The sequence below is a fragment of the Clostridium sp. CM037 genome (assembly GCF_055081095.1).
This window is the reverse complement of sequence record NZ_CM143650.1, coordinates 3,090,306-3,116,390: the sequence shown is the minus strand read 5'-3', so window position 1 is coordinate 3,116,390 and position 26,085 is coordinate 3,090,306. Positions and strand designations below refer to the sequence as shown.

18 protein-coding genes and 1 tRNA gene are annotated in these 26,085 nt (G+C 32.8%); 15 read left to right on the top strand and 4 right to left on the bottom strand.

Annotated features, from left to right (window positions below; all coding sequences use genetic code 11):
- Window positions 1-10: 10 nt before the first annotated feature.
- From ric to rd, 4 genes are all read left to right on the top strand, one after another.
- A complete protein-coding gene (ric, locus tag ACWJKP_RS15040) occupies window positions 11-736 on the top strand; it encodes an iron-sulfur cluster repair di-iron protein (protein WP_165414170.1) in 726 nt (241 codons plus the stop codon).
- A gap of 36 nt (window positions 737-772) precedes the next feature.
- Complete coding sequence (locus ACWJKP_RS15035) at window positions 773-3,334, top strand: RyR domain-containing protein (RefSeq protein WP_165414171.1); 2,562 nt, start codon at window positions 773-775, stop codon at window positions 3,332-3,334.
- 181 nt (window positions 3,335-3,515) lie between these two features.
- The gene (locus tag ACWJKP_RS15030; protein ID WP_165414172.1) at window positions 3,516-4,724 is read left to right on the top strand and encodes an NAD(P)/FAD-dependent oxidoreductase; all 1,209 of its coding nucleotides are present in this window, start codon (window positions 3,516-3,518) and stop codon (window positions 4,722-4,724) included.
- A 67-nt stretch (window positions 4,725-4,791) separates the two neighbouring features.
- Window positions 4,792-4,953: a rubredoxin gene (rd, locus tag ACWJKP_RS15025; RefSeq protein ID WP_165414173.1), complete on the top strand. Its 162-nt coding sequence runs from the start codon at window positions 4,792-4,794 to the stop codon at window positions 4,951-4,953.
- Window positions 4,954-5,169: 216 nt separating this feature from the next.
- On the opposite strand, the gene ACWJKP_RS15020 is transcribed toward rd, so the two are convergent.
- From ACWJKP_RS15020 to ACWJKP_RS15010, 3 genes are all read right to left on the bottom strand, one after another.
- On the bottom strand, window positions 5,170-6,705 hold the full coding sequence (locus tag ACWJKP_RS15020; RefSeq protein WP_224578683.1) for a transposase: 1,536 nt from the start codon (window positions 6,703-6,705) through the stop codon (window positions 5,170-5,172).
- Between the two features lie 418 nt (window positions 6,706-7,123).
- Window positions 7,124-8,659 carry a transposase gene (locus ACWJKP_RS15015; RefSeq protein WP_224578683.1) on the bottom strand — a complete coding sequence of 512 codons (1,536 nt, stop codon included), beginning with the start codon at window positions 8,657-8,659 and terminating at the stop codon, window positions 7,124-7,126.
- 418 nt (window positions 8,660-9,077) lie between these two features.
- A complete protein-coding gene (locus ACWJKP_RS15010; RefSeq protein ID WP_224578683.1) occupies window positions 9,078-10,613 on the bottom strand; it encodes a transposase in 1,536 nt (511 codons plus the stop codon).
- Window positions 10,614-10,880: 267 nt separating this feature from the next.
- On the opposite strand from ACWJKP_RS15010, the gene ACWJKP_RS15005 reads away from it, so the two are divergent.
- The 6 genes from ACWJKP_RS15005 (at window position 10,881) to ACWJKP_RS14980 (ending at window position 17,905) form a co-directional block, all read left to right on the top strand.
- Entirely contained in the window at window positions 10,881-11,069 is a 189-nt protein-coding gene (locus tag ACWJKP_RS15005; protein WP_165415083.1) for a ferredoxin, read from the top strand.
- A gap of 293 nt (window positions 11,070-11,362) precedes the next feature.
- On the top strand, window positions 11,363-12,781 hold the full coding sequence (locus tag ACWJKP_RS15000) for an IS1182 family transposase (protein WP_224578821.1): 1,419 nt from the start codon (window positions 11,363-11,365) through the stop codon (window positions 12,779-12,781).
- 248 nt (window positions 12,782-13,029) lie between these two features.
- The gene (locus ACWJKP_RS14995) at window positions 13,030-14,523 is read left to right on the top strand and encodes a YjjI family glycine radical enzyme (RefSeq protein WP_165413449.1); all 1,494 of its coding nucleotides are present in this window, start codon (window positions 13,030-13,032) and stop codon (window positions 14,521-14,523) included.
- On the top strand, window positions 14,516-15,352 hold the full coding sequence (locus ACWJKP_RS14990; RefSeq protein ID WP_165413450.1) for a YjjW family glycine radical enzyme activase: 837 nt from the start codon (window positions 14,516-14,518) through the stop codon (window positions 15,350-15,352). The genes ACWJKP_RS14995 and ACWJKP_RS14990 overlap by 8 nt, the downstream gene beginning before the upstream one ends.
- Window positions 15,353-15,548: 196 nt before the next feature.
- Window positions 15,549-15,983, top strand: coding sequence for a hypothetical protein (locus tag ACWJKP_RS14985; RefSeq protein WP_165413451.1), 435 nt, complete (start codon window positions 15,549-15,551; stop codon window positions 15,981-15,983).
- Between the two features lie 497 nt (window positions 15,984-16,480).
- Entirely contained in the window at window positions 16,481-17,905 is a 1,425-nt protein-coding gene (locus tag ACWJKP_RS14980) for a YfcC family protein (RefSeq protein WP_165413452.1), read from the top strand.
- 219 nt (window positions 17,906-18,124) lie between these two features.
- On the opposite strand, the gene ACWJKP_RS14975 is transcribed toward ACWJKP_RS14980, so the two are convergent.
- Window positions 18,125-19,180: a Fic family protein gene (locus ACWJKP_RS14975; RefSeq protein WP_165413453.1), complete on the bottom strand. Its 1,056-nt coding sequence runs from the start codon at window positions 19,178-19,180 to the stop codon at window positions 18,125-18,127.
- 651 nt (window positions 19,181-19,831) lie between these two features.
- Between ACWJKP_RS14975 and selD the strand changes: the two genes are divergently transcribed.
- The 5 genes from selD (at window position 19,832) to ACWJKP_RS14950 (ending at window position 25,597) form a co-directional block, all read left to right on the top strand.
- Window positions 19,832-20,839 carry a selenide, water dikinase SelD gene (gene selD / locus ACWJKP_RS14970; protein ID WP_258876006.1) on the top strand — a complete coding sequence of 336 codons (1,008 nt, stop codon included), beginning with the start codon at window positions 19,832-19,834 and terminating at the stop codon, window positions 20,837-20,839.
- Between the two features lie 20 nt (window positions 20,840-20,859).
- A complete protein-coding gene (gene selA, locus ACWJKP_RS14965) occupies window positions 20,860-22,251 on the top strand; it encodes an L-seryl-tRNA(Sec) selenium transferase (RefSeq protein WP_165413454.1) in 1,392 nt (463 codons plus the stop codon).
- Window positions 22,252-22,276: 25 nt separating this feature from the next.
- The gene (gene selB, locus ACWJKP_RS14960) at window positions 22,277-24,184 is read left to right on the top strand and encodes a selenocysteine-specific translation elongation factor (protein WP_165413455.1); all 1,908 of its coding nucleotides are present in this window, start codon (window positions 22,277-22,279) and stop codon (window positions 24,182-24,184) included.
- 129 nt (window positions 24,185-24,313) lie between these two features.
- Window positions 24,314-25,375: an IS30 family transposase gene (locus tag ACWJKP_RS14955; protein ID WP_224578705.1), complete on the top strand. Its 1,062-nt coding sequence runs from the start codon at window positions 24,314-24,316 to the stop codon at window positions 25,373-25,375.
- A gap of 125 nt (window positions 25,376-25,500) precedes the next feature.
- Window positions 25,501-25,597, top strand: a tRNA-Sec gene (locus ACWJKP_RS14950).
- The last annotated feature ends 488 nt before the right edge of the window (window positions 25,598-26,085 follow it).

Below are 26,085 nucleotides of genomic sequence, written 5' to 3'. Positions count from 1 at the left end.
GGTATTTATTATGGAAAAAATTATAAATAAAAATCAAAGCCTTGGAGAAATAGTTTCAATTTTTCCAGGTTCTACAGAGACCTTTAACCGGTATAAAATAGATTATTGCTGTGGTGGACATGATACGTTAGCAGAAGCCTTGGAGGTCATAGACTTAGAACATGATGAAATTATTGAAGAACTTAATAACGAGTACGAGAAGTTTATAAAAACTAATTCAGAGTATAAAGACTGGAGAAAAGAAAAACCTTCCACCTTAATAAAACACATAGTAGAAACACATCATGAATTTACCAAAAAACAGCTTAAAGAAATAGATACTCTATTATTAAAAGTACTCAAGGTACATTTTAAGCTTCATAGTGAAGAACTATTAAAGGTGCACAAATATTTTGGAACCTTGAAAACAGAGCTAGAAGAACACCTTATCAAAGAAGAGGAGAATCTATTTCCCATTATTGAAAATTTTGAAATAACAAAGGATGATAGTGTCTTATCAAAAATACATCAGGTAATAAAGGATACAGAGGATGAGCATGATGCTGCTGGAAATATAATTAAAGAATTAGAGAAGATAACCAGGGATTTCAGTGCTCCAGAAGGGGCTTGCACTTCTTTCAAACTTGTATATACAAAACTTCATGACTTAGAAAAAGATTTATTTATTCATATTTATCTGGAAAACAGTGTTTTGTTTAATATGCTTGGGCAGAAAAAGAGTTGCACTATAAATTAATTTTTAGAGTAAAATTATTATAATAGGAGTTCAAATATGGAAAATAAAAATATAAAAGTTGTTGTATCAGGAGACATATGTGTAAATTTGTTGCAAAGGATAACATATCCTCAGAATAATACTGGTTTCAATTGGCAAACTAATTTAAATATGCATAGTACTTTAAAACCAGGGCAAGCTTTGCTTCTATCAAAACTTGTATCTTTGGCAACGGGAGCATCTGTACTTTCACCACAGATGCATGATATAGAATTAATTCTACCAGGAGAGGTTCTTAGCTCTAGTGCAGAGTTAGAGCTTTTTCCGAAAATTCATGATAAAAACAATAATGAAAAAGTTTATAGAATAAGGCGTTTTATGGGTTTTACAGGGCCGGTTTCTGGTGTGCCGAGGTTACTTCCGATTATTAACGACGACGCTAATGCAGATATAATTATATTAGATGACGAAAATAATGGATTTAACTCTAATAAAGAATTTTGGCCTTTAGCTTTAAAGTCATCCGAAACATCACCAATAATCTTATATAAAATGGTTAATCCTATTGATTCTAGTGCACTTTGGAAATGCCTACAAAAATTTCATAAAGAAAAGACAATAGTAATTATAAATGGTGATGATTTGCGTTCGAAGGGAGTTAATATAAGTAAAAGTCTTTCTTGGGAAAGGACAGCGCAAGATTTTGTTTGGCAAATAAATAATAATCCAAATCTTGCTTTTCTCGCAAGCTGCCGCCATCTTATAGTACCTTTTGGTCTTGAAGGTGCCATCTATTATAAAAATGAAGGTGTGCCTGAAATTAAATTGTATTTCCTACCATATGAATTTGAAGGAGGCTTTATTAAAGACTCCCAAGGTAAAATGTACGGACTTACCTCCAGTTTTGTTGCAGGACTTGCAAGCACTATTGTTTCAGGAAATCAAGATAATGAAGAATTATCTGAATTGATAAGCATAGGAATACGCAAAGGGACTGTTTCTGCTCAAAAATATTTTATTGAGGGATTTGGTGAAAATGTTGAAAAATCTCAATTTCTAAGTTCAGATATATTTGTTGAAAAGGAAAATGATTTTGTACATACGGAGCATGTACAGGATGTATTAGTACCTACTTCAACTAATCCTAATTGTCGTGCTTGTTGGTATATTTTAAAAGACAAAAGCGCTACTAACTTAGCAGAGATAGCTTATGACATTGTTAAAAATGGAGTGAAAAATGCACTTGAATTTATACCAATAGCCCGATTTGGAAAGCTAACAACAGTTGATAAGGCAGAAATAGAAAGCTATAGGAGCATTAAAAATCTTATGCTTGAGTATATCTCAACTAAAAACACAGTTCGGCCTCTTTCAATTGCAGTATTTGGAACGCCTGGGTCTGGGAAATCTTTTGGAATCCTTGAAGTAGCTAATAGCATTGCGTCAAATTTAATTAAAAAATTAGATTTTAATTTATCTCAATTCCGTACACCATTAGATTTAGCAATTGCTTTCCGTAAAGTAAGTGATATTGCATTAGAAGGAAAAATTCCATTAGTGTTTTTTGATGAATTTGATTCTGTTATCGAAGGAAAACTTGGATGGTTAAAATATTTCTTAGCACCTATGCAGGATGGTGTATTTAGAGAAGGAGATTCTATTCATCCTATTGGAAAAGCTATTTTTGTATTTGCTGGAGGAACAAGCAGTACTCTCAAAGGATTTTGTGGAGAAGACCTTGAAAATGAAAAAGAACAAAAACAGTTTTTACTTGAATTTAAAAATGCGAAGGGTCCTGACTTTTTAAGTCGTTTAAGGGGTTACGTAAATATCCTTGGACCAAATCAAACTGATAATAAGTTGGATTCTTTATTTATAATTCGAAGAGCGATGTTATTACGTTCACTTTTGGAGCGTAAAGTACCTCATCTTATAAATGATAAAAAAGAGGCTCAAATTGATAATGGGGTATTACGGGCGCTTCTTAAAATTCCAAGGTATAAGCATGAATCAAGGTCTATGGAAGCAATACTCGAGATGAGCATGTTAACTAATGCGAAAAAATGGGAACAATCTCATCTACCTTCTAAAGAACAGCTACAACTACATGTAGATGAAGAACAATTTTTACGTCATTTAATGCATGATGCATTCTATAGTGAAAAAATTGAAAGTCTTGCAACTGCTATTTATGAAAATAACAGAAATATGAATGGGGATTTTATAATGCCATGGCAGGATCTTCGTGAAGGGCTTAAAAATTTCAACCGTGATCAAGCTAAAAATATTCCTAATGCCTTACTTAAAATTAATTATGATGTTGTTTCTGTTAAAGAAAAACCAGCATTTATAGAATTTACAATTAAAGAATTAAATACCTTAGCTAAAAAGGAGCATATGCGTTGGTATTATCATAGAAAAAAGGTTGGCTTCAAGTATGGTGAAGTTGAAGATAATAAGAAAAAAACTAATCCTGCACTTGTACCTTGGGACAAGCTGACAGAAGAGAAGAAAAATAAGGTATGCCAAATGATTAAGATTTGGCCAGAAATATTGGCCAAATCAAATTTTAAGATAGAACCACTAAAGAGTCTATGTCATTGTGAGACTATACTTTAACGACATTTCAGAAGGAAAGTCTCCCACTTCTATAAGTGGAGTATAAATCTTCTTCTGAAGTCGTCAATGCATCTTCTGCGAAGATGTTGCAGCTCCGCAGGAGATGATTTAACTAGAAAATAACTTTAAATGAAAAAGGGAATAATAAAAAATAAATATTAGAATAAGATGGGTGATATAAATGGCTAAAAGAATTGTAATCGTAGGGACTGGTATTGCATCAGTAACAGCAATCAAGGCAATTAGAGAAATAGATTTAGGATCAGAGATATATTTGATCGGACAAGAAAAATTTTATCCATATAACCGAATAAGGCTGTCGAAGGGTATATTTGATGATCTGGAGGAAAATAACATACTTCTTCAAAAAAAAGAGTGGTATGAACAAAATAAAGTAAAAATATTTATTAATACAAAGGTATTGAATATAAATACAGATAGCCTTGAATTAATATTATGCGATGGACGTAAAATAAAGTATGATAAATTGCTAATAGCAACTGGATCCAGCAATACTATACCACCAATTGATGGTATAGGTAAAGAAGGTGTCTACACATTAAGAGGCCTTAATGATGCTTTAAATATTAAAGATAGCCTCAATGCAAGTGCACAAGTGATAGTTATTGGAGGTGGAATACAAGGAATTGAAATGGCTTGGATATTACATCAGCATGGCAAAAAGGTTACGATTATTGAATTGCAATCAAGGCTTATGCCTCTCCAATTAGATAATAAAGCATCAGAAATATTAAAGGATATAATGCATGGTTATGGGATAGAAATACTAACCAATACTGGTGTAGTTAAAATAACAGGAGATGCTAAAGTAGCAGGCATTCTTATAGACAAAGAAGTGGAATTAAAATGTAATATGATTGTGTATTCCACAGGAATTAAACCTAATAAAGAACTAATCGCGTATACTAAAGTTAAAGCAGTAAGAGGAATATTAGTAAACAATAAAATGGAAACCAACATAGAAAATATTTATGCAGCAGGAGATATTGCTGAATATGATAATGAAGTTAATGGACTATGGAATATTGCTATAGCACAAGGAAAAGTTGCAGGTTACAACATTGCTGGGAAGGAAACTGTTTATGAAAAAATAATCCCAGTTACAACATTAAATGCTTTTGGCATTTCGTTATTTTCTATGGGGTGCATTGATGAATTAGAGTCTACAAAGGTACTAATAGATGAAGATACTAATCTTAAAATTTATAAAAAAATATTTATAAAAAATAATAAGGTAATCGGTGCGATTGTTATAGGTGATATGAAAAGATCGCCACTTCTTAAATCAGCTATAGAAAAGGGAATAACGGTAGGTGATGTTGATCTATCTGTTGATGAGTTGTTGGATAAGTTGAAGAACAATAAATAATGGTAAGAGTATAGTGAAAATTATAGGGGAGACTATAATATTAAGTAAATTTAAAGGAGATGTTTTTATGGATAAATACGTTTGTTTAGTGTGTGGATACATTTATGATCCAGAAGAAGGAGATTCAGATGGTGGAATAAAACAAGGTACTAAATTTGAGGATATACCAGAAGATTGGGTTTGTCCATTATGTGGAGTTCCAAAATCAGACTTTGAAAAAGTTGAATAAAGTTTCGTCTACTTTTAAAGTTACGGATTAAATCTTTTCTAATAACTATGAGTGTACTCGAAAAACAATAATTAACAATTCCCATATTTGAGGAATAAAAGTATTTATTTGGATGAAATGCTATACTTGAATTAATAGTAGGCATGACAAAAAGGCTTTTTTATACACTATTTTATAAAGCCGTAGGCTGGTTATTGAGTTAAAACTGATTATAAATTAGGCAGCTATTTTCTTGAAAACCGGGAAGATATCAGCAATTGTTACCTCTTTTTCATTAGCCCAAGCATCTATAAAACAGCAAAATGCACCAAGAAATACTCTTGTTATTCTGCGACCAACGGAATAGATAATCGCTTTTTCAGCATGGAAGTCGTTGTTTATTCTATCCCAACACCTTTCAGTAGTTGAACGTCGTTTATAAAGAGATTTCCATTGCTTTGAACCTCTTAGTATAGGAGTAAAATATCTTGGATTATCTAATGTTTTAGTGTAATAAATTTTCTTGCTTTTAATAGGACATTTTTCACAGTGGTCACATTGAACTGGGAATAACCATTTATGCCTAAATTCCTTACGGACGATTCCCCAATTACGAAGCTGATGTCCACAAATTTTCCCATGAGGAATGCCCTTATCGTCAAGTTCAACAAAATCACTGCCTGATGAAGGTTTTAAAGAACGTGAATTTAAATCAATAATAGGATTTATTCCATAATGCATGCATAAAAGATAAAATGCATTAGCATCATAGGCAGAATCTAAGGCTACGGAATAGAATTTAATTTCAGGGTATAAATCTACAATCTCTTTAAGTGCATAAACACCGGTAACAGAATCATGCCGTGCTGCACTAACAAATTTAATATGGATAGGTAGGCTGTAAAAACTATCACAGGCAGTGAACCCGTGATAAGTTTGACCATAGTAATAGTGTTCATTAAAGCTATCCCAACCCCAGCTAGCACTGGGATCGGTAAACTTTCGATAACAAGCACAATGCTCTCCTGGTTTAAGTTTGCAATCACAAACTTTTTTACCATAAGGCGAAGCCTGTGTAGGCATACAAGTTCCATCACCAGCAATATTTAGTTTAGAAGGGTCACCCAAAATGCCCATTGATAAGGAAGGAATAACAAATAATTCCTTAAGTATGTTGTTCATTTTGGATTCTATTCTGTCAGAAAGCTTAGAATTATCATATTTTAAGATTCTTTTAACTAAACGTTCGACTACACCAGATTTGGAGTTATTCATCTTTTGGTTTTTCTTTTGTTTTTTACTTGGTTTACGTTTCAATTTACGCAGTTTGGATTTATATAGGATTTTATCCTTATGAATCAGCCTATCCATAAAATCATAAAAAGTACCTATGCCAGGTATTTGATCAGCAACTATGCCTTCGGCTTTAAAAGGCGAGTAGCAAGCAGGGATAAAGCCTGACAGAATTGCATAAAACGGTTCTGAACGTAATGTCTTTATCCAAGATGATATGCTGGTTTCTTTACAATAAGCCATAATAATAAGTGATCTGAGTAAAGCTACCGCATCTTTGGGCGGAGCCCCTTGATTGGATTTAGAATAAGCACTTTGTATTAGAGGGACAATTCCGGTTAGGTCGGCAGACCAGATTTTTGTTATTATTGAACTACGCTCAAACAAAGTAATTTCTTGATTATTTTGAATAAAGAATTTTTCTAGAAATGTTTCAACAAAATTTTGATATTGAGTATGTGAGGCCTTAACAGTTAACATAAAAATCACTCCTTATAAATGAAAAATGGTAATAATATACAAAATTCATTTTGCGAAATTTTTACTGCTGTCAAGTCTTATTTAAAACTATTTAATTAAAAAAAATCGATAATACTAGGGATAGCTTAGACTATCTATGCTACCCGAAAGATATAAAACTCGAAGAAATTCTGGGGTGAAGTTGATATATGAATAAAAATGAACCTAGAATTAGCAATGGCTTGAGAGTTTCCGAGAGTACTATAACTATGAGTGTACTCGAAAAACAATAATTAACAATTCCCATATTTGAGGAATAAAAGTATTTATTTGGATGAAATGCTATACTTGAATTAATAGTAGGCATGATAAAAAGGCTTTTTTATACACTATTTTAAAAAAGCCGTAGGCTGGTTATTGAGTTAAAACTGATTATAAATTAGGCAGCTATTTTCTTGAAAACCGGGAAGATATCAGCAATTGTTACCTCTTTTTCATTAGCCCAAGCATCTATAAAACAGCAAAATGCACCAAGAAATACTCTTGTTATTCTGCGACCAACGGAATAGATAATCGCTTTTTCAGCATGGAAGTCGTTGTTTATTCTATCCCAACACCTTTCAGTAGTTGAACGTCGTTTATAAAGAGATTTCCATTGCTTTGAACCTCTTAGTATAGGAGTAAAATATCTTGGATTATCTAATGTTTTAGTGTAATAAATTTTCTTGCTTTTAATAGGACATTTTTCACAGTGGTCACATTGAACTGGGAATAACCATTTATGCCTAAATTCCTTACGGACGATTCCCCAATTACGAAGCTGATGTCCACAAATTTTCCCATGAGGAATGCCCTTATCGTCAAGTTCAACAAAATCACTGCCTGATGAAGGTTTTAAAGAACGTGAATTTAAATCAATAATAGGATTTATTCCATAATGCATGCATAAAAGATAAAATGCATTAGCATCATAGGCAGAATCTAAGGCTACGGAATAGAATTTAATTTCAGGGTATAAATCTACAATCTCTTTAAGTGCATAAACACCGGTAACAGAATCATGCCGTGCTGCACTAACAAATTTAATATGGATAGGTAGGCTGTAAAAACTATCACAGGCAGTGAACCCGTGATAAGTTTGACCATAGTAATAGTGTTCATTAAAGCTATCCCAACCCCAGCTAGCACTGGGATCGGTAAACTTTCGATAACAAGCACAATGCTCTCCTGGTTTAAGTTTGCAATCACAAACTTTTTTACCATAAGGCGAAGCCTGTGTAGGCATACAAGTTCCATCACCAGCAATATTTAGTTTAGAAGGGTCACCCAAAATGCCCATTGATAAGGAAGGAATAACAAATAATTCCTTAAGTATGTTGTTCATTTTGGATTCTATTCTGTCAGAAAGCTTAGAATTATCATATTTTAAGATTCTTTTAACTAAACGTTCGACTACACCAGATTTGGAGTTATTCATCTTTTGGTTTTTCTTTTGTTTTTTACTTGGTTTACGTTTCAATTTACGCAGTTTGGATTTATATAGGATTTTATCCTTATGAATCAGCCTATCCATAAAATCATAAAAAGTACCTATGCCAGGTATTTGATCAGCAACTATGCCTTCGGCTTTAAAAGGCGAGTAGCAAGCAGGGATAAAGCCTGACAGAATTGCATAAAACGGTTCTGAACGTAATGTCTTTATCCAAGATGATATGCTGGTTTCTTTACAATAAGCCATAATAATAAGTGATCTGAGTAAAGCTACCGCATCTTTGGGCGGAGCCCCTTGATTGGATTTAGAATAAGCACTTTGTATTAGAGGGACAATTCCGGTTAGGTCGGCAGACCAGATTTTTGTTATTATTGAACTACGCTCAAACAAAGTAATTTCTTGATTATTTTGAATAAAGAATTTTTCTAGAAATGTTTCAACAAAATTTTGATATTGAGTATGTGAGGCCTTAACAGTTAACATAAAAATCACTCCTTATAAATGAAAAATGGTAATAATATACAAAATTCATTTTGCGAAATTTTTACTGCTGTCAAGTCTTATTTAAAACTATTTAATTAAAAAAAATCGATAATACTAGGGATAGCTTAGACTATCTATGCTACCCGAAAGATATAAAACTCGAAGAAATTCTGGGGTGAAGTTGATATATGAATAAAAATGAACCTAGAATTAGCAATGGCTTGAGAGTTTCCGAGAGTACTATAACTATGAGTGTACTCGAAAAACAATAATTAACAATTCCCATATTTGAGGAATAAAAGTATTTATTTGGATGAAATGCTATACTTGAATTAATAGTAGGCATGATAAAAAGGCTTTTTTATACACTATTTTAAAAAAGCCGTAGGCTGGTTATTGAGTTAAAACTGATTATAAATTAGGCAGCTATTTTCTTGAAAACCGGGAAGATATCAGCAATTGTTACCTCTTTTTCATTAGCCCAAGCATCTATAAAACAGCAAAATGCACCAAGAAATACTCTTGTTATTCTGCGACCAACGGAATAGATAATCGCTTTTTCAGCATGGAAGTCGTTGTTTATTCTATCCCAACACCTTTCAGTAGTTGAACGTCGTTTATAAAGAGATTTCCATTGCTTTGAACCTCTTAGTATAGGAGTAAAATATCTTGGATTATCTAATGTTTTAGTGTAATAAATTTTCTTGCTTTTAATAGGACATTTTTCACAGTGGTCACATTGAACTGGGAATAACCATTTATGCCTAAATTCCTTACGGACGATTCCCCAATTACGAAGCTGATGTCCACAAATTTTCCCATGAGGAATGCCCTTATCGTCAAGTTCAACAAAATCACTGCCTGATGAAGGTTTTAAAGAACGTGAATTTAAATCAATAATAGGATTTATTCCATAATGCATGCATAAAAGATAAAATGCATTAGCATCATAGGCAGAATCTAAGGCTACGGAATAGAATTTAATTTCAGGGTATAAATCTACAATCTCTTTAAGTGCATAAACACCGGTAACAGAATCATGCCGTGCTGCACTAACAAATTTAATATGGATAGGTAGGCTGTAAAAACTATCACAGGCAGTGAACCCGTGATAAGTTTGACCATAGTAATAGTGTTCATTAAAGCTATCCCAACCCCAGCTAGCACTGGGATCGGTAAACTTTCGATAACAAGCACAATGCTCTCCTGGTTTAAGTTTGCAATCACAAACTTTTTTACCATAAGGCGAAGCCTGTGTAGGCATACAAGTTCCATCACCAGCAATATTTAGTTTAGAAGGGTCACCCAAAATGCCCATTGATAAGGAAGGAATAACAAATAATTCCTTAAGTATGTTGTTCATTTTGGATTCTATTCTGTCAGAAAGCTTAGAATTATCATATTTTAAGATTCTTTTAACTAAACGTTCGACTACACCAGATTTGGAGTTATTCATCTTTTGGTTTTTCTTTTGTTTTTTACTTGGTTTACGTTTCAATTTACGCAGTTTGGATTTATATAGGATTTTATCCTTATGAATCAGCCTATCCATAAAATCATAAAAAGTACCTATGCCAGGTATTTGATCAGCAACTATGCCTTCGGCTTTAAAAGGCGAGTAGCAAGCAGGGATAAAGCCTGACAGAATTGCATAAAACGGTTCTGAACGTAATGTCTTTATCCAAGATGATATGCTGGTTTCTTTACAATAAGCCATAATAATAAGTGATCTGAGTAAAGCTACCGCATCTTTGGGCGGAGCCCCTTGATTGGATTTAGAATAAGCACTTTGTATTAGAGGGACAATTCCGGTTAGGTCGGCAGACCAGATTTTTGTTATTATTGAACTACGCTCAAACAAAGTAATTTCTTGATTATTTTGAATAAAGAATTTTTCTAGAAATGTTTCAACAAAATTTTGATATTGAGTATGTGAGGCCTTAACAGTTAACATAAAAATCACTCCTTATAAATGAAAAATGGTAATAATATACAAAATTCATTTTGCGAAATTTTTACTGCTGTCAAGTCTTATTTAAAACTATTTAATTAAAAAAAATCGATAATACTAGGGATAGCTTAGACTATCTATGCTACCCGAAAGATATAAAACTCGAAGAAATTCTGGGGTGAAGTTGATATATGAATAAAAATGAACCTAGAATTAGCAATGGCTTGAGAGTTTCCGAGAGTACTAAACTATATTGAAGGGGTGATATTAATGAAGGCTCACGTTGATAAAGATATATGCATTGGATGTGGATTATGCCCAGGGGTATGTCCAGAAATCTTTCAAATGGAAGATGACGGAAAAGCTGTGGCATCGCCAGATGAAGTGGCAGAAAATCTCGTAAGTAGTGCAAAGGAAGCAGAAGAACAATGCCCTGTTGATGCAATTTCTGTAGAATAGTAATATCATAATAAAAAATATAATAAACTGAAAACTTGTGTTGTCAACAAGAAAATCATATTGAAAGTCAAGGAGATTTAATCACAAAGTGATTAAATCTCCTTGACTTTAGTGCATTTAAAATATAATAAAACTGAAGAAGAGCCCTAGGGCTCTACAGACCGTTGACAAACATAAAATGTAAAACACCCTAATTTAAAATTGGAGTGTTTTTTTCATATTCAAAAAGGATTTTAGGACATCAATGTCGAATATATATAGTATACAAACTTTATAATTCGGAGGGCATTATTATGATTAATGAAAAGAACTTCACACAACAAAAACTAGAAATGGTGTATTTAGAAGATTTAGTTCCTAAAGACCATATTCTGAGAAATATAGATAAATACATGGATTTCTCTTTTATAAGAGAACTGACTAAAAAATATTACTGCTTAGATAATGGAAGACCTGGCGTAGATCCTATTATACTTTTTAAAATGCTGTTTATTGGGTACTTATTTGGAATAAAATCTGAACGACAACTTGTAAAGGACATTGAAGTAAATGTGGCTTATAGATGGTTTCTAGGACTAAGTCTTACTGATCCTATTCCAGATCATTCAACAATTAGCCAAAATAGACGTAGACGGTTTAAAGGTACAGATGTGTTTCAAAAAATATTTGACAAAGTAGTATTTAAGGCTATAAATCTTAAGATGGTAACCGGTAAAATACTTTACACAGATTCTACACACCTAAAAGCAAATGCTAATAAGCGAAAGCTTGTGAAAATTGAAGTTGAAAAAACGCCGAAAGAATATATAGCTGAACTTAATAAAGCAGTAGAAGAAGATAGAATAAACCATGGTAAAAAACCTTTAAAAGAAAAAGAACCTGTTACCAAAATAAAAGAAACTAAAGTTAGCACAACCGACCCTGACAGTGGATATATGATGAGAGATGGCAAGCCGGAAGGCTTCTCATATTTAGATCACAGAACTGTCGATAGCAGACATAATATAATTACTGATGTGTATGTTACTCCTGGAAACATAAATGATGTTGATCCTTATATCGATAGATTAGATGTGCAAATAAAAAAGTTTAATTTTAATACAAAATATGTTGGTGCAGATGCTGGTTATGCTACAAATCTTATATGTAAAAAACTATATGAGAGGGAATTAAAATCTGTAATGGGATACCGTAGGTCTCCACATACAAAAGGAATGTACACAAAAAATAAATTCCAATATGTTAAAGAGCAGGACATTTACGTATGCCCTGACTTAAGGGCTTTACATTATAAAACAACAACAAGAGAAGGATATAAAGAATATGTTGGTAATGCAAAATATTGCGACATATGTCCAAACAGAGCTCAATGCTTTTCTGCAAAAAGCAAGTTTAAAACTATTAGAAGACATGTTTGGGAAACGTATAAAGAAGATGTTGTAAAGTTCACCAGAACAGATAAAGGCAGAAATATATATAGAAGAAGAAAAGAAACTATAGAGCGAAGCTTCGCAGATTCAAAACAACTGCATGGGCTTCGCTATTGCCATATGCGTGGATTAGAAAATGTGCAAGAGCAGTGTCTGCTTACAGCAGCAGTGCAGAATATGAAAAAGATAGCTAGCCTGCTATCTTTACTGTTTTTTGATTTTCTAACTAAGAAGATAGTTGTTATTTTAAATTTATCCATAACTCAAAATGCTATCGCATAATTGCATGTAAAAAGCCCAGTATAATAAAAAAATTATACTGGGTTTGTAAACAACCTGAAGAGCCCTAGGGCTCTAGTTATATGCATATCCAAAAGATTTATGGAAGGGTTAGGGAGTAGAAAACCTTTGCAAAAGAAAGACATTCAATATAGAATATTAATAACAGCATATAACAAATTAACATACTTATATGTTAAACAACCAATTTGAAAATGTGGTTAAAATAATTTAAATGGAGTGGTGTTATAATGAACAACATTTTAGAAATTATTAAAAACGGGACCTTAACCTACGAGCAAAAGGTATTAACCCTTGCTAGAGCAGCGGAAGACAGTATAGACGTTCTAAATATTAGAAGGGATACTCAGATGCTTCGCGATGAGGGAATAATATGTGATCTTTTTGAAGGCCATGCACCGTATAGACCTAGGTATATAGTACCTAACTATCAGAAATTCATGAAAAATGGAAGTGAATTTTTAGGACTCACGCCACCAAAGGATATTTGGGAGGCTACAAATAGTTTATTAATATTATACAGACATGTGCCATCAATTTCTTCATTCCCAGTATATATAGGGAATATTGATTATCTCTTGGAACCGTTTGTCTTAGATGAAGAAGAAGCTTTTCATGCTATAAAATTATTTTTAACACATATAGACAGAACCATAACAGATTCTTTTTGTCATGCAAATATAGGGCCAGAAGATACTAAGGCAGGAAGATTAATATTAAGAGCAGAAAGAGAACTGCAAAATGCAATTCCTAACTTAACTTTAAAATATAGTACAAGTACTCCAGATGATTTTGCTATTGATGCAATTAACACTGCCTTAATAACTGCAAAACCAAGTTTTGCTAATCATGAAATGTTCTCAAATGAGTTTACTGGGAATTACGGAATAGTTAGTTGCTATAATGGATTGACTATAGGTGGGGGAAGTTACACTTTATCTAGATTAAATTTAGCTGGACTTGCTAAAAAAGCAAAAAACCAAGATGAATTTATAAATGTTATATTGCCAGATGCAGTAGAGAAAATGGCTAGGTATATGCGTGAAAGAATTAGATTTTTAGTGGAGGAAAGTGGTTTCTTTGAGACCAATTTCTTAGTAAGGGAAGGATTAATAAGTAAAGATAACTTCACAGGCATGTTTGGGATGTTTGGACTTGCTGAATGTGTAAATTGTTTTATTGATTCTTCTAAATTAGAAAATAGGTTTGGCCATAGTGAAATAGCTAATACTTTAGGATATAGAATTATTGAAAAGTTAGAATCTGAGGTTAATAAATATAATGATCCTCACTGCAATATATCGAAAGGTAGATATCTGTTACATGCTCAAGTGGGTATTGATTCTGATATGGGAATAAGTCCAGGATGCAGGATTCCAATTGGAGATGAACCTGAACTTCCACAGCATATAGTAGAGTCTGCTAAATTTCATAAGTTCTTTCCCTCAGGAATAGGCGATATATTTAATTTTGATAGCACGGTTAAAAGTAATCCGGAGTATGTGCTTGATATTATCAAGGGTGCTTTTAAAAAACAAATGAGATATTTTTCAGCATATTCTACTGATTGTGATGTAATAAGAATTACTGGATATCTTGTTAAAAGATCAGAAATGAAAAAATTACAAGAGGGGCATCAGGTGTTACAGGATACAGTAGCATTAGGACTTGGGGCAGTTCTGAATCAAAAGGTACTGGAAAGAAAGGTAAGAAAAAATGATTAAGGGATTAGTTAACCGAATTATTCCCTTTAGCTCGGTGGATGGACCGGGAAATAGGACTGCCATATTTTTGCAAGGGTGTAATTTTAACTGTTCTTATTGTCACAACCCAGAGACTATAAATATTTGTAATAGTTGTGGGGAATGCATAGATGCTTGCCATTATAATGCATTACAATTTAAGGCTTCTAATGTAGTATGGGATAAAAGAGCCTGTAGTAAATGTGATGAATGTATAAGATTTTGCAAAAGGAATAGCTCCCCTAGAGCACAAAGCATGACTGTAGAAGAAGTCGTACGCGAGGTAGAGAAGAATAAAGTTTTTATCTCTGGAATTACAGTCTCAGGTGGTGAGTGCACCCTTCAAAGTGAGTTTTTAATACATTTATTTAGAGAAGTTAAAAAAATGAATTTAACATGTTTTGTGGATACCAATGGTTCGGTACCTTTATGGGAACATGAAGAGCTAGTGGATGTAATGGATATGGCAATGGTAGATATAAAATCCTATACTAACGAGGAACATAAGAGACTTACGGGTATGGAAAATACTATTGTTATAGAAAATGTAAAATATTTAGCTAAGTTAAATAAAATTTATGAAATTAGAACGGTTGTTGTACCAGAAGTTTTAGAGAATCACAATAATGTAGATAAAATCAGCAAGTTTATTGTGTCGTTAAATCCAGATATAAGATATAAACTTATAAAATATAGGCAAATGGGCGTACGATCTGAAATCATAAACAGTTACACTCCTAAGGAGGAATTCATGGAGGAATTAGGAGAGATAGCGACGTATAATGGTTGCAGAAGTGTAGTTATAGTATAGTAATTATTAGAAACCTCACAAAATGTGAGGTTTTTAGTTTATCTACCGTTGTTGGATACTGAGAAATTGGTATCTTTTTTAGATTCTGGAATAGCTTAATAGTAGGAGATATAATGTAGGTACCTTTATATTTCTAACGATATAAGATATTACCTTATTTAATAGAAGGTAATATCTTATAGGGGCGGTGAATAAGATGAATTGGAAAGAAGAATTAGTTTTACAATTAAGAAATTTGACTATTGATAAAAGCATTATTGGCAGAGCAATGCAAAACTTTGTTGAGGTATTTAATAGTAATCTAGACAAATACAATATAAAGAATATTCGAGCAACAACAGATTCAAATGAATATATAGATATAAAGTATTATAAAAAAATCAAAATAGAATGTTCTGATAAAAATGTTACTTTTATTTTATTTAACAAAGATAGGCTTCAGCAAAACATATCTATTAAATTAAGTATTGCTGAAAAAGTAGGAGGTTATTTTATTCAGTATATTAATACGGAAGAGCGTAACCCAAAATTGAGAGCATTTATTGATGAAAATACTATTGATGGAATTTTTGAAGATTTATTTGAATTGAATGAAGAAATAATAACTATGAATGAAGAAACAATCAATTAAATAATAAAGAGCATCCGCTTGGATGCTCTTTATTATTCAAATCATCTTATTTCCCACGTGCTAGGCCTCTATCCATTTTCATTTTTTCTCTTAATTTAGCATGGATAATAACATTTCTATTCTGGTTTAGTGTAAAATAATCATATTAATTACATCATCTGGTGCTAATTGAATTAGTTAAAAGTATTTCAATTAATTAATTGGTTAAAAATGGTGGTAATTTATTTGATTTACGATATAATATAAATACTAGTGGTCTAAATTTATTGTATAATTGTGTCAATAATTGACAGAGAGCTTCCAGTATTTCATTCAAGGGATGATATTCTTGGAAGACTTACGATAACTGTAAATAATACATAGGGAAATAACTAAGAGGTAAGAGATTATTCAGTTGATACTAATAAATTTAAAGAAACTCTACATTTTAATATGTTTAGAGAAAGCAGCAAAGAAAGAGGGTAATAAAAGCAAGTAATTGATAGGAGGACTAACATATGAAAAAGAAATTCAAGATGCCAACGGCTTATACTATTTTGGCTATTATAATTGTAATGGTAGCGATTCTTACATGGATAGTGCCAGCAGGACAATATAACTTTCTAGATCCAAACGCTGATAAACTACAGCTTATCCCAGGAACATATCACGCAGTTCCTTCAAACCCACAGGGTTTTAAAGATATTGTTTTAGCTCCTATAATTGGATTCTATGACGCAGTAGATGTTATATTATTTGTTATTGTAATAGGTGGATTCTTAGGAACAGTTATGAAGACTGGGGCAATAGATGCAGGTATAGGTAGACTTGTTAAAAAGCTAGCTGGAAAAGAACGATGGCTTATACCATTGATAATGCTATTCTTCACAATAGGGGGAACAACTTTCGGTATGGATGAAGAAACACTAGCATTCTTCCCAATATTAATACCAGTGTTTCTTGCAGCTGGGTATGACACGCTTACAGCAGTTGCCGTTATAAAGCTAGGGTCAGGAATGGCAGCTATGGCATCTTTAACTAGCCCATTTGCTATTAGTATAGCATGTAAATTTGCCGGCATTTCCATTGGTGAAGGAATTGGAATAAGAATGGTACTTCTTGTTACTTTTGTAGCTTTAGGTATATTCTGGACTATGAAATATGGTGAAATGGTTAAGGCAGATCCTACTAAATCATTGATTTATGATTTGCACAATGGACACAAGAAGCATTTTCTTGGAAATAGGAATGAAAACGATATCCCTGAATTAACAGGTAGAAGAAAACTTATACTTACTGTTTTTGGGTTAACTTTCGTAGTAATGGTAATGGGAATTATTCCGTTTAGTGATTTAGGTATTAAATTCATTCCAACACTAGGCTGGTGGTTTGGTGAACTCGCAGGAGTATTCCTTGTATCTAGTATAATTATAGCTATAATAGCAGGATATAAAGAGGAAAAATTCCTTCCTATTTTTATAGACGGTGCACGTGATTTGTTAGGGGTTGCGATAATAATAGGTCTGGCAAGGGGTATTACTGTTGTAATGGATGCAGGACATATTTCTGACACAGTTTTACATTTGGGCGAAATTTGTCTTAAAGGAAAAGGATCAATAGGGTTCACTGTATTTACTTATTTATTCTATTTACCTATGTCATTCTTAATACCTTCAACATCAGGGCTTGCAACTGTTACGATGCCAATTCTGGCACCTTTAGCCGACTTTTCTGCTGTGCCAAGACATATAGTAATAACTGCTTATCAAGCTGCAAATGGATTGTTAAGCTTATTTTCACCAACATGTCCGGTTATTATGGCTGGATTAGTTATGGGTAAAGTACCATATGAGAGATGGGTTAAATTCATATGGAAGTTGATAGTAATAACATTTGTTATTACACTTGTACTTTTAGTATTATCTATGTTTGTATATAGATAAATAATATATTTTAATAGTAAGATGTATTTATATGAAAATGATGAAGACCACTAGGCAATAGTATAATGTACCTTATAGAGTAGACAGCTAGAAAAGCCTACCCTATAGGGTACTTTTATATATAATTAAACATATTTACATGAATTTTCTCAGGGTATGGAAATTTTTAAACCTATTCACCTTCTAAAAAATTATGGATGTAAGGTTTGCAGTTGACTCTCATGACTTGTGATTTCGAATATAAGATGTACTACGACCAACACCGATTTTTATAATGTATTCCTCTTTTAATAAATCTGAAAGTGCTTTCTCAATTGTTGTAACACTAATATCTGGGCATAAGGCCGCAATTTCTGATTTTGTAATCTTGCCTACTTTATTTGAAAAAATATAACGAATTCGCTCAGACTTTGTAAGTCCTTTATTAAGGACTGTTTCTACTCGACTTGCAAACTCCTTATAAGCACTTAAAATAACACCAAGATAATATTTTACAAATGGTGCATAGCTATTTTTTCCTTCATGCCATAGGGTTGAACTTTGTTTCAAAGTATCATAGTAGGTTTCTTTGGTCTTTTCAATTATCATCTCAATACTTATATATTTACCAACAATATACCCCTGTTGATAAAGCAACAGTAGCGTCAATAATCTGCTCATTCTCCCATTTCCATCATTGAAGGGGTGAATACAAAGAAAATCTAAAATGAATTTTGAAATAAGCAGCAGTGGGTCTATTTCGCCTCGATCTATAGCTTTTAAAAATTCAGTGCTAAGTGATTCCATTGCATCAGCAGTAGCATAAGCTGGTAAAGGCTGAAAACGTATCTGATGCTTTCCTTCATAGTCTACTTCCTCAATAATATTATCTGTATTTTTCCATCGTCCACCCATAGAAGATGGATTGTATAAATATAAGTCGCGATGTAGTTGCAGAATAACATTGGGTTGTGGAGTGATATATTCATAATTTTCATGGAGGGTATTTAACACTTCACGGTATCCAGCTATTTCCTGTTCATTTCGATTTATCGGTTCAGCTTTGTTTATTACCAATTCATTCAAACGGGTTTCCGAAGTATAAATCCCTTCAATTCGATTTGAAGCACCGGTACTTTGAATCTTTGCAACCTGAAGCATAGCTTTTAAAATATCTGGTTGGGCTTCAATAAACAACTCCTGCTTGCCTTTATATTCATGAATAGCAGAAAGAAGGTTTACTATATCTGGAGTAAAAAGTTCTGAATCTATTGCAAAGTAATTAAATATTCTCATGGCACTCCTCCTACATTAACTATTTGTTATCTGCATAAATCGTATCACTATTTTATGCAGATAACAATAAGAATATGCAGAGAATTTTCTTTATTTAACCATAGGTGGGCGAAGTTGAACTTTATCTAGATTAAATCTAGCTGGACTTATGGAAAAACGCAGATAAAATTAGCAAGTTTATTGCGCTATTAAACCCAGCTATAAGATATAAAATTATAAAATATAGGAAAATGGGCGTACGATCTGAAATTATAAACAGTTACACTCCTAAGGAGGAAATCATGAAGGAATTAGGAGAGATAGCGACGTATAATGGTTGCAGAAATGTAGTTATAGCATAGTAATCATTAGAAACCTCACAAAATGTGAGGTTTTTAGTTTATAGAGTTAAGTTACAAATATAAAAGTAGTATCTATTTATAATTCGTCTAAAAGCTCATTTTCATAGTGGACTACGACCAGCATTCAATATTGACCTAGTCATAGTAGCATGGTAATATATTCTTATTAGGCGATTATATGGATAAAGATTATTTAGTAACTGAATCAAATTATTTTATTATGTAAAGTACTATATAATACTTTACATAATAAAGATTTTAAATATAGAGTAAAAAAGGAGGGATCATTTTGACAACAAAACTAACAGAAATGACAAGATCCTCTGGTTGAGCAGCTAAAATAGGGCCGGAGGCTCTTTCTAAAATATTAAGCCAATTACCTAAAATGGTGGATGAAAATTTGATTGTCGGAATTGAAACTTCCGATGATGCAGCTGTTTATAAGATAAATGATGAAATGGCAATGATACAAACTTTGGATTTTTTCACTCCTGTAGTGGATGATCCATATACTTTTGGACAAATTGCAGCGGCGAATTCTTTAAGCGACATATATGCAATGGGAGGAAAACCAACGCTTGCACTTAATATAGTTTGTTTCCCGACCTGCATTTCTATGGATATACTTGGAGAAATACTTAGAGGTGGAGCAGATAAAGTAATTGAAGCAGGAGCAATTGTCATAGGAGGACATTCAGTTGATGATAATGAGCCCAAATATGGCTTATCAGTCACTGGTTTTGTGCATCCGGATAAAATTCTGAAAAATTATGGATGTGAGGTTTGCGATGTACTGATACTTACAAAACCTTTAGGTACGGGTATAGTGAACACTGCAATAAAAGGAGGCGTCGCGTCTGTTAATGCATATAATCAAGCAGTAAAGGTTATGACTACTTTGAATAAATATGCTGGAGAAATAATAGCATCACATGAAATAAACGCCTGTACTGATATAACTGGATTTGGAATTATGGGGCACTGCTTTGAAATGGCTAAGGCTTCAAAAGTTACACTAAAGCTTTGGAAGAATAAAATACCATATATCAAAGAGGCAAAAGAGTACGCTGAAATGGGTTTAGTACCGGCAGGTTCTTATAAAAATAGGGATTATATAAAAGAGGAATACGAGCTTAGAAATATTGAACCTTGGCTGGAGGATATTATATTTGATCCTCAGACATCTGGAGGACTACTGGTTTCATGTACTAAAAGAGAAGCTGAAAAACTAATTGAAGAACTTTCAGAACTTGAATTGAAATCTGAAATTATTGGTGAAGTTCTTGAATATGGAGATAAATATATTATTGTAGAGTAAAAACAGAATGGAGAATAAAAATGGAAAAAAATTTACTGCTACGAAAATTACCAAAAATTGATGGTCTTTTAAATGAAGCTTTTGTAATTGATGTTTTGTTAAAAACATCGAGAGTCAAGGTTGTTGATGCACTTAGGGAAACAATTGATCTATTTAGAAAAAACATTTTATCTGGAGATTTAGAAAACTTTGAAACAAAAGATATCCTTCAGCAATTTAAAAGAAATATAGAGGAAAAAAAATCTGTAAGTTTAAAAAAGATAATCAATTGCACTGGAGTAATTATTCATACAAATTTGGGAAGGTCGAGGCTTTCGAAAAATGCAGTAGAAGGTGTATTAAATATAGCTAACAATTATAGCAATCTTGAATATAACTTAGCTGATGGGAAAAGGGGATCTAGATACAGTCATGTTGAGGATATCCTTACGAAAATTACGGGGGCCGAAGCTGCATTGGTTGTTAATAATAATGCCGCAGCAGTACTTTTGACATTAAATACACTGTGCAGCGGGAAGGAAGCAATTGTATCAAGAGGACAGCTTGTAGAAATTGGGGGCTCTTTTAGAATACCAGATGTAATGAGATTTAGCGGTGCAAAGCTAATAGAGGTTGGAACAACTAACAGAACCCACCCTCATGATTATGAGAGTAACATAAATGAAAATACGGGGGTATTATTAAAAGTACATACTTCAAACTTTAAAATTCTTGGGTATACACTTGAGGTTCCTAATGAGGAATTAGTTGAAATAGGACTTAAGAATGACATTCCAGTAATTGAAGATATTGGTAGTGGAACTCTCGTTGATTTTTCAAAGTACGGTTTTACTCATGAACCAACAGTTCAAGAAAGTGTAAAAAAAGGGGTAGATGTTATTACATTTAGCGGAGATAAGATGCTCGGAGGACCTCAAGCAGGGATTATAGTAGGTAAAAAGAAATACATAGATATGATGAAAAAAAATCAACTTACTAGAGCACTTAGGATTGATAAAATGACTCTTGCGGCGCTTGAAGGCACACTTAAATATTACTTTGATGAAAATGAAGCTGTGGAAAACATTCCTACACTTTATATGATATTAAGCTCTAAGGAGCTTCATAAAAAAAGAGCGTTGAAGCTTAAAAGAAAACTTAATTCAAATTCAGAAAATTTTACATTAAAAGTTTGCGAAGATTTTTCTATGGTAGGTGGGGGTTCAATGCCCGAGGCACGGATAGCGACCTTTGTAATTAAAGTTAAAAGTAGTAATTTACCCTCAGAGGAAATTGAAAAGAGGCTTAGGCTAAATAAAGTTCCGATTATAGTACGCGTAAGTAATGATGAGGTCATACTCGATTTAAGGACTATTGCTGATAATGATTTTGAAGTAATATCAGAAGCTTTTAAAAAAATGGATCTAAATTGAAATTTTATTTGGGGTGGTGATAACTATGAAACATATTATAATTGGTACAGCGGGGCATATAGATCATGGTAAAACATCACTTGTAAAAGCACTTACAGGTAGAGAAACTGATACCTTAAAGGAAGAAAAAGACAGAGGAATATCGATAAATTTAGGGTTTGCCTGTTTTGATCTCCCGTCTGGAAGAAGAGCAGGAATAATAGATGTTCCTGGTCATGAGAAATTTATTAAAAATATGCTGGCGGGTGTAAGTTCTATTGATATAGTTTTAATGGTAATTGCTGCTGATGAGGGTATTATGCCTCAGACAAAAGAGCATTTTGAAATACTTCAACTACTTGATGTAAAAAAAGGAATTATTGTGCTTACTAAAATTGACATGGTGGAAGAAGAATGGCTTTCAATGGTAAAAGATGACGTTAAGGAGCAATTTAAAGACAGTTTCCTAGAGAATGCACAAGTCCATTGCGTATCATCTAAAACTAGGCAAGGAATATCGGAACTTGCATGTGAGATAGATACGATGACGCAGAAGGTACGTTCAAAGGATATAACAGGGCATTTTAGGCTTCCTGTTGATAGGGTGTTTTCGGTAAGTGGGTTTGGAACTGTTGTAACTGGTACTGTTATTAGCGGTAAAATTGAGGAAGGGCAAACAGTTATGATGTACCCCTCAAAATTAATGTCCAAAATAAGAGGAATTCAAGTGCATGATAATCCAGTTAAAATTGCAGAGGCAGGTCAAAGGTGTGCTTTAAACATTGCAAATGTTAAAATCAAAGATATCGAAAGAGGAGATGTCATTTCAATAGAAAGCGTAATGGAACCATCTCTTATGGTAGATTGTAAGCTTTACTATTTATTGAGCAATTCAAAACCTCTTGTAAATAGACAAAGGGTAAGATTGTACCATGGAACAAGTGAAATTATTTGCAGAGTAGTAATACTTGACCTTGAGGAAATAAATCCGGGAGAGGAAGCATATGTACAGCTTAGGCTTGAAAAGCCTCTTACAGCTCAAAGAAATGATAGATTTGTAATTAGAAATTATTCACCAATGTATACGATTGGTGGAGGCTCGATAATAGAGACCTCAGCGCCAAAGGCTAAGAGGTTTCATTGGGACTACATAGAAGATCTTAAAATAAAAGAAAGTGGGCACTCTGAGAGTATTATTGAAAAAACTGTAGAAAAATTAAGCTCAGAATATCCAAAAATTTCTGACATATTGAAATCACTAGGTAAAAATGAAGGAGATGTTCAGGAAAAGCTTAATATTTTAGTTTTAAATCAAAAGCTACTAAAGCTTAAAGGTGGAGATTCTCCAGTTTATATTCATATAAACTATTTAAATAAAAAGGTAAATACTCTTTTAAAGCTTACTTCGGATTATCATAAAATTAATCCGCTCAAGCTTGGAATCTCAAAGGAAGAAATTAAAATAAAAGTATTTGGAAAAAATATAAAACAGAAGACATATGATGATTTGCTATTTGGGCTTGAGCAAAAAAAAGTAATTAATCTTAAAAGCAAGTTTATAGGTGAATATGGTTATGAAATAGTACTTACCAAAGAGCAACAATCAGTAAGAAACACAATTATAAAAGTCTTTGAAGATGCATACTATGCCCCACCAAAATATGGTGAATTACTCGAGGCTTCAAAGGAGAAAAAGATTTTTACTATGGTATTTGAGCTACTACTTGATGAAGAAATACTCTTTAAAATAAACACAGAATGCTACCTATTAAATGATTATTATAAAGAAATAAAACATAAAGTTAAAAATTATATTGATGAAAATGAAAGCATTACTATTGCACAGTTTAAAGACATGATGAATACTAATAGAAAATATGGACTTATTTTACTAGAACATTTAGATGGAATAAAATTCACTAAACGTGTGGGAGATAGTAGGGTGCTTTTATAGCAGTTGGAAATAAAATTTAATGGTAAGTTGTAAAATGAAATGACCATAGAACAAAAAATAAAGACTCAAGAGAAAAAATCTTGTACAATGTTAAGTGACTAAACCAACACAAGTACAGGAGGATTTCAAATGAGTCAATCAAATTTTATCACAGAGAACAAAAAAGGTAAACACCTAACATATGAGGATCGTATAAAGATAGAGACATTATACAAAATGGGGCTAAATTCAAGCTGTATTGCGGAGCAAATAGGTGGACGTTCAGAGCGTACAATAAGGCGTGAAATTGCTAAAGGAATAGTAGAATTATTGAATAGTGATTTAACCACTCGAATGGAATATAGCGCAGAAATTGGGCAGTCAGAACATGACAGACAAGGCACAGCAAAAGGGCCTGCATTGAAAATAGGGAAAGATCACAAATTGGTGAAGTACTTAGAAAAAGCCATTGGTAAATATGGCGAATCTCCGTATGCAGCTATTCAAAATATAACAAATAAAGATCTACAATTCGAAACAACTATTTGCTTCAAAACTGTGTATAACTATTTGGATAATAATTTATTCTTAAACATAAGTAACAAAGATCTGCCTGTTAAAAAGAATGCCAAAAAGAGAAACTATAAAAAAATAAGGCCGGCGTATAACAATACCAAAGGGACAAGCATATCAGAAAGACCTACAGCGGTAGCTGCACGTGATGAGATAGGGCACTGGGAAATGGACACCGTAGTAGGAAAGCAGGGTACAAAGACTGTATTAATGGTGTTAAGCGAAAGAGTAACTCGCAAGGAGTTAATCTTTAAAATACCTTCTAAATCACAGGTCGCTGTTGTGAAGGAATTGGACAAATTGGAGCGTAAAATGGGAATGGCATTCTCAAAAACATTTAAAACAATCACCTGTGATAACGGCTGTGAGAACCTTGATTTCGAGGGTATTGAGACCTCAGTAAGGAATAAACAAAAGAGAACTAAAGTATATTATGCCCATCCATATAGTTCATGGGAACGAGGCACAAACGAGAATATCAATAAAATGATACGACGATTTATCCCAAAAGGTGTGGATATTTCAGCATTCTCTAAAAAACAAATTATGCAAATACAGCACTGGATCAACAATTATCCAAGAAGGATTTTTAACGGTCTATCTGCTAATATGATGGAACGGAAAACCATTACAACTTAACATTATATTTTTCTTGAAAATTTCGGACATTTTATATTGCAATCTACAGAAATAAAATTTAATTTTACAAAAGATATCATAGTATGATTATTTGTGATAAAATGGTACTAGAGTTAAATTTTTATGGGAGTAGATAGGTGCTGGTGTGCCTGCCAGTCTTCAAAACTGTGTTGACCTGCTAAGACCAGGTTGGGTGTGTTCGATTCACACATATTCCCGCCAATTAAATAGGCAGACTGCGGCTTAGATACATATTTTTATGTTATCTGAGCCGCGTTTTATTTTGGCTTTGACAACAAAATTTTTAGATTAATTTTCGAAAATCTGATTAAGCTTTTTTACAGCTTCCTTTTTCATGTTTGGTAGAACGTGAGAGTACGTATCAAATAACCACATGTAAGTAGAATTATAAGTGGCTCTCTGGTAGAAATAAAAAACACAAGTCACCTTAGAATATTAGATAGATTTAAAGGCATAAAGATAGAATTATTAGCAGTATGGTTTGATATAGATAGTTCAATAAAAGGGGTAACGAATAGATATTTAGCTACGGGATTAAATGTTTATTCAGATAATGCCAAATATGTAATTAAAGAAGTATTGAAGATTAAAGTATATTGTAGGGTATGTAATGCTACGAACTTAATATAGAAAAAAGTGAGATAAATAGGTTAAAAAAATAGAATAGCAACGGAAAGAACATATCAAAA

What these genes read in the sequence shown, in the direction of transcription:
- ric (WP_165414170.1), top strand. Translation starts at nt 11, where the DNA reads ATGGAAAAAATTATAAATAAAAATCAAAGCCTTGGAGAAATAGTTTCA.
- ACWJKP_RS15035 (WP_165414171.1), top strand. Translation starts at nt 773, where the DNA reads ATGGAAAATAAAAATATAAAAGTTGTTGTATCAGGAGACATATGTGTA.
- ACWJKP_RS15030 (WP_165414172.1), top strand. Translation starts at nt 3,516, where the DNA reads ATGGCTAAAAGAATTGTAATCGTAGGGACTGGTATTGCATCAGTAACA.
- rd (WP_165414173.1), top strand. Translation starts at nt 4,792, where the DNA reads ATGGATAAATACGTTTGTTTAGTGTGTGGATACATTTATGATCCAGAA.
- ACWJKP_RS15020 (WP_224578683.1), bottom strand. Translation starts at nt 6,705, where the DNA reads ATGTTAACTGTTAAGGCCTCACATACTCAATATCAAAATTTTGTTGAA.
- ACWJKP_RS15015 (WP_224578683.1), bottom strand. Translation starts at nt 8,659, where the DNA reads ATGTTAACTGTTAAGGCCTCACATACTCAATATCAAAATTTTGTTGAA.
- ACWJKP_RS15010 (WP_224578683.1), bottom strand. Translation starts at nt 10,613, where the DNA reads ATGTTAACTGTTAAGGCCTCACATACTCAATATCAAAATTTTGTTGAA.
- ACWJKP_RS15005 (WP_165415083.1), top strand. Translation starts at nt 10,881, where the DNA reads ATGAAGGCTCACGTTGATAAAGATATATGCATTGGATGTGGATTATGC.
- ACWJKP_RS15000 (WP_224578821.1), top strand. Translation starts at nt 11,363, where the DNA reads ATGATTAATGAAAAGAACTTCACACAACAAAAACTAGAAATGGTGTAT.
- ACWJKP_RS14995 (WP_165413449.1), top strand. Translation starts at nt 13,030, where the DNA reads ATGAACAACATTTTAGAAATTATTAAAAACGGGACCTTAACCTACGAG.
- ACWJKP_RS14990 (WP_165413450.1), top strand. Translation starts at nt 14,516, where the DNA reads ATGATTAAGGGATTAGTTAACCGAATTATTCCCTTTAGCTCGGTGGAT.
- ACWJKP_RS14985 (WP_165413451.1), top strand. Translation starts at nt 15,549, where the DNA reads ATGAATTGGAAAGAAGAATTAGTTTTACAATTAAGAAATTTGACTATT.
- ACWJKP_RS14980 (WP_165413452.1), top strand. Translation starts at nt 16,481, where the DNA reads ATGAAAAAGAAATTCAAGATGCCAACGGCTTATACTATTTTGGCTATT.
- ACWJKP_RS14975 (WP_165413453.1), bottom strand. Translation starts at nt 19,180, where the DNA reads ATGAGAATATTTAATTACTTTGCAATAGATTCAGAACTTTTTACTCCA.
- selA (WP_165413454.1), top strand. Translation starts at nt 20,860, where the DNA reads ATGGAAAAAAATTTACTGCTACGAAAATTACCAAAAATTGATGGTCTT.
- selB (WP_165413455.1), top strand. Translation starts at nt 22,277, where the DNA reads ATGAAACATATTATAATTGGTACAGCGGGGCATATAGATCATGGTAAA.
- ACWJKP_RS14955 (WP_224578705.1), top strand. Translation starts at nt 24,314, where the DNA reads ATGAGTCAATCAAATTTTATCACAGAGAACAAAAAAGGTAAACACCTA.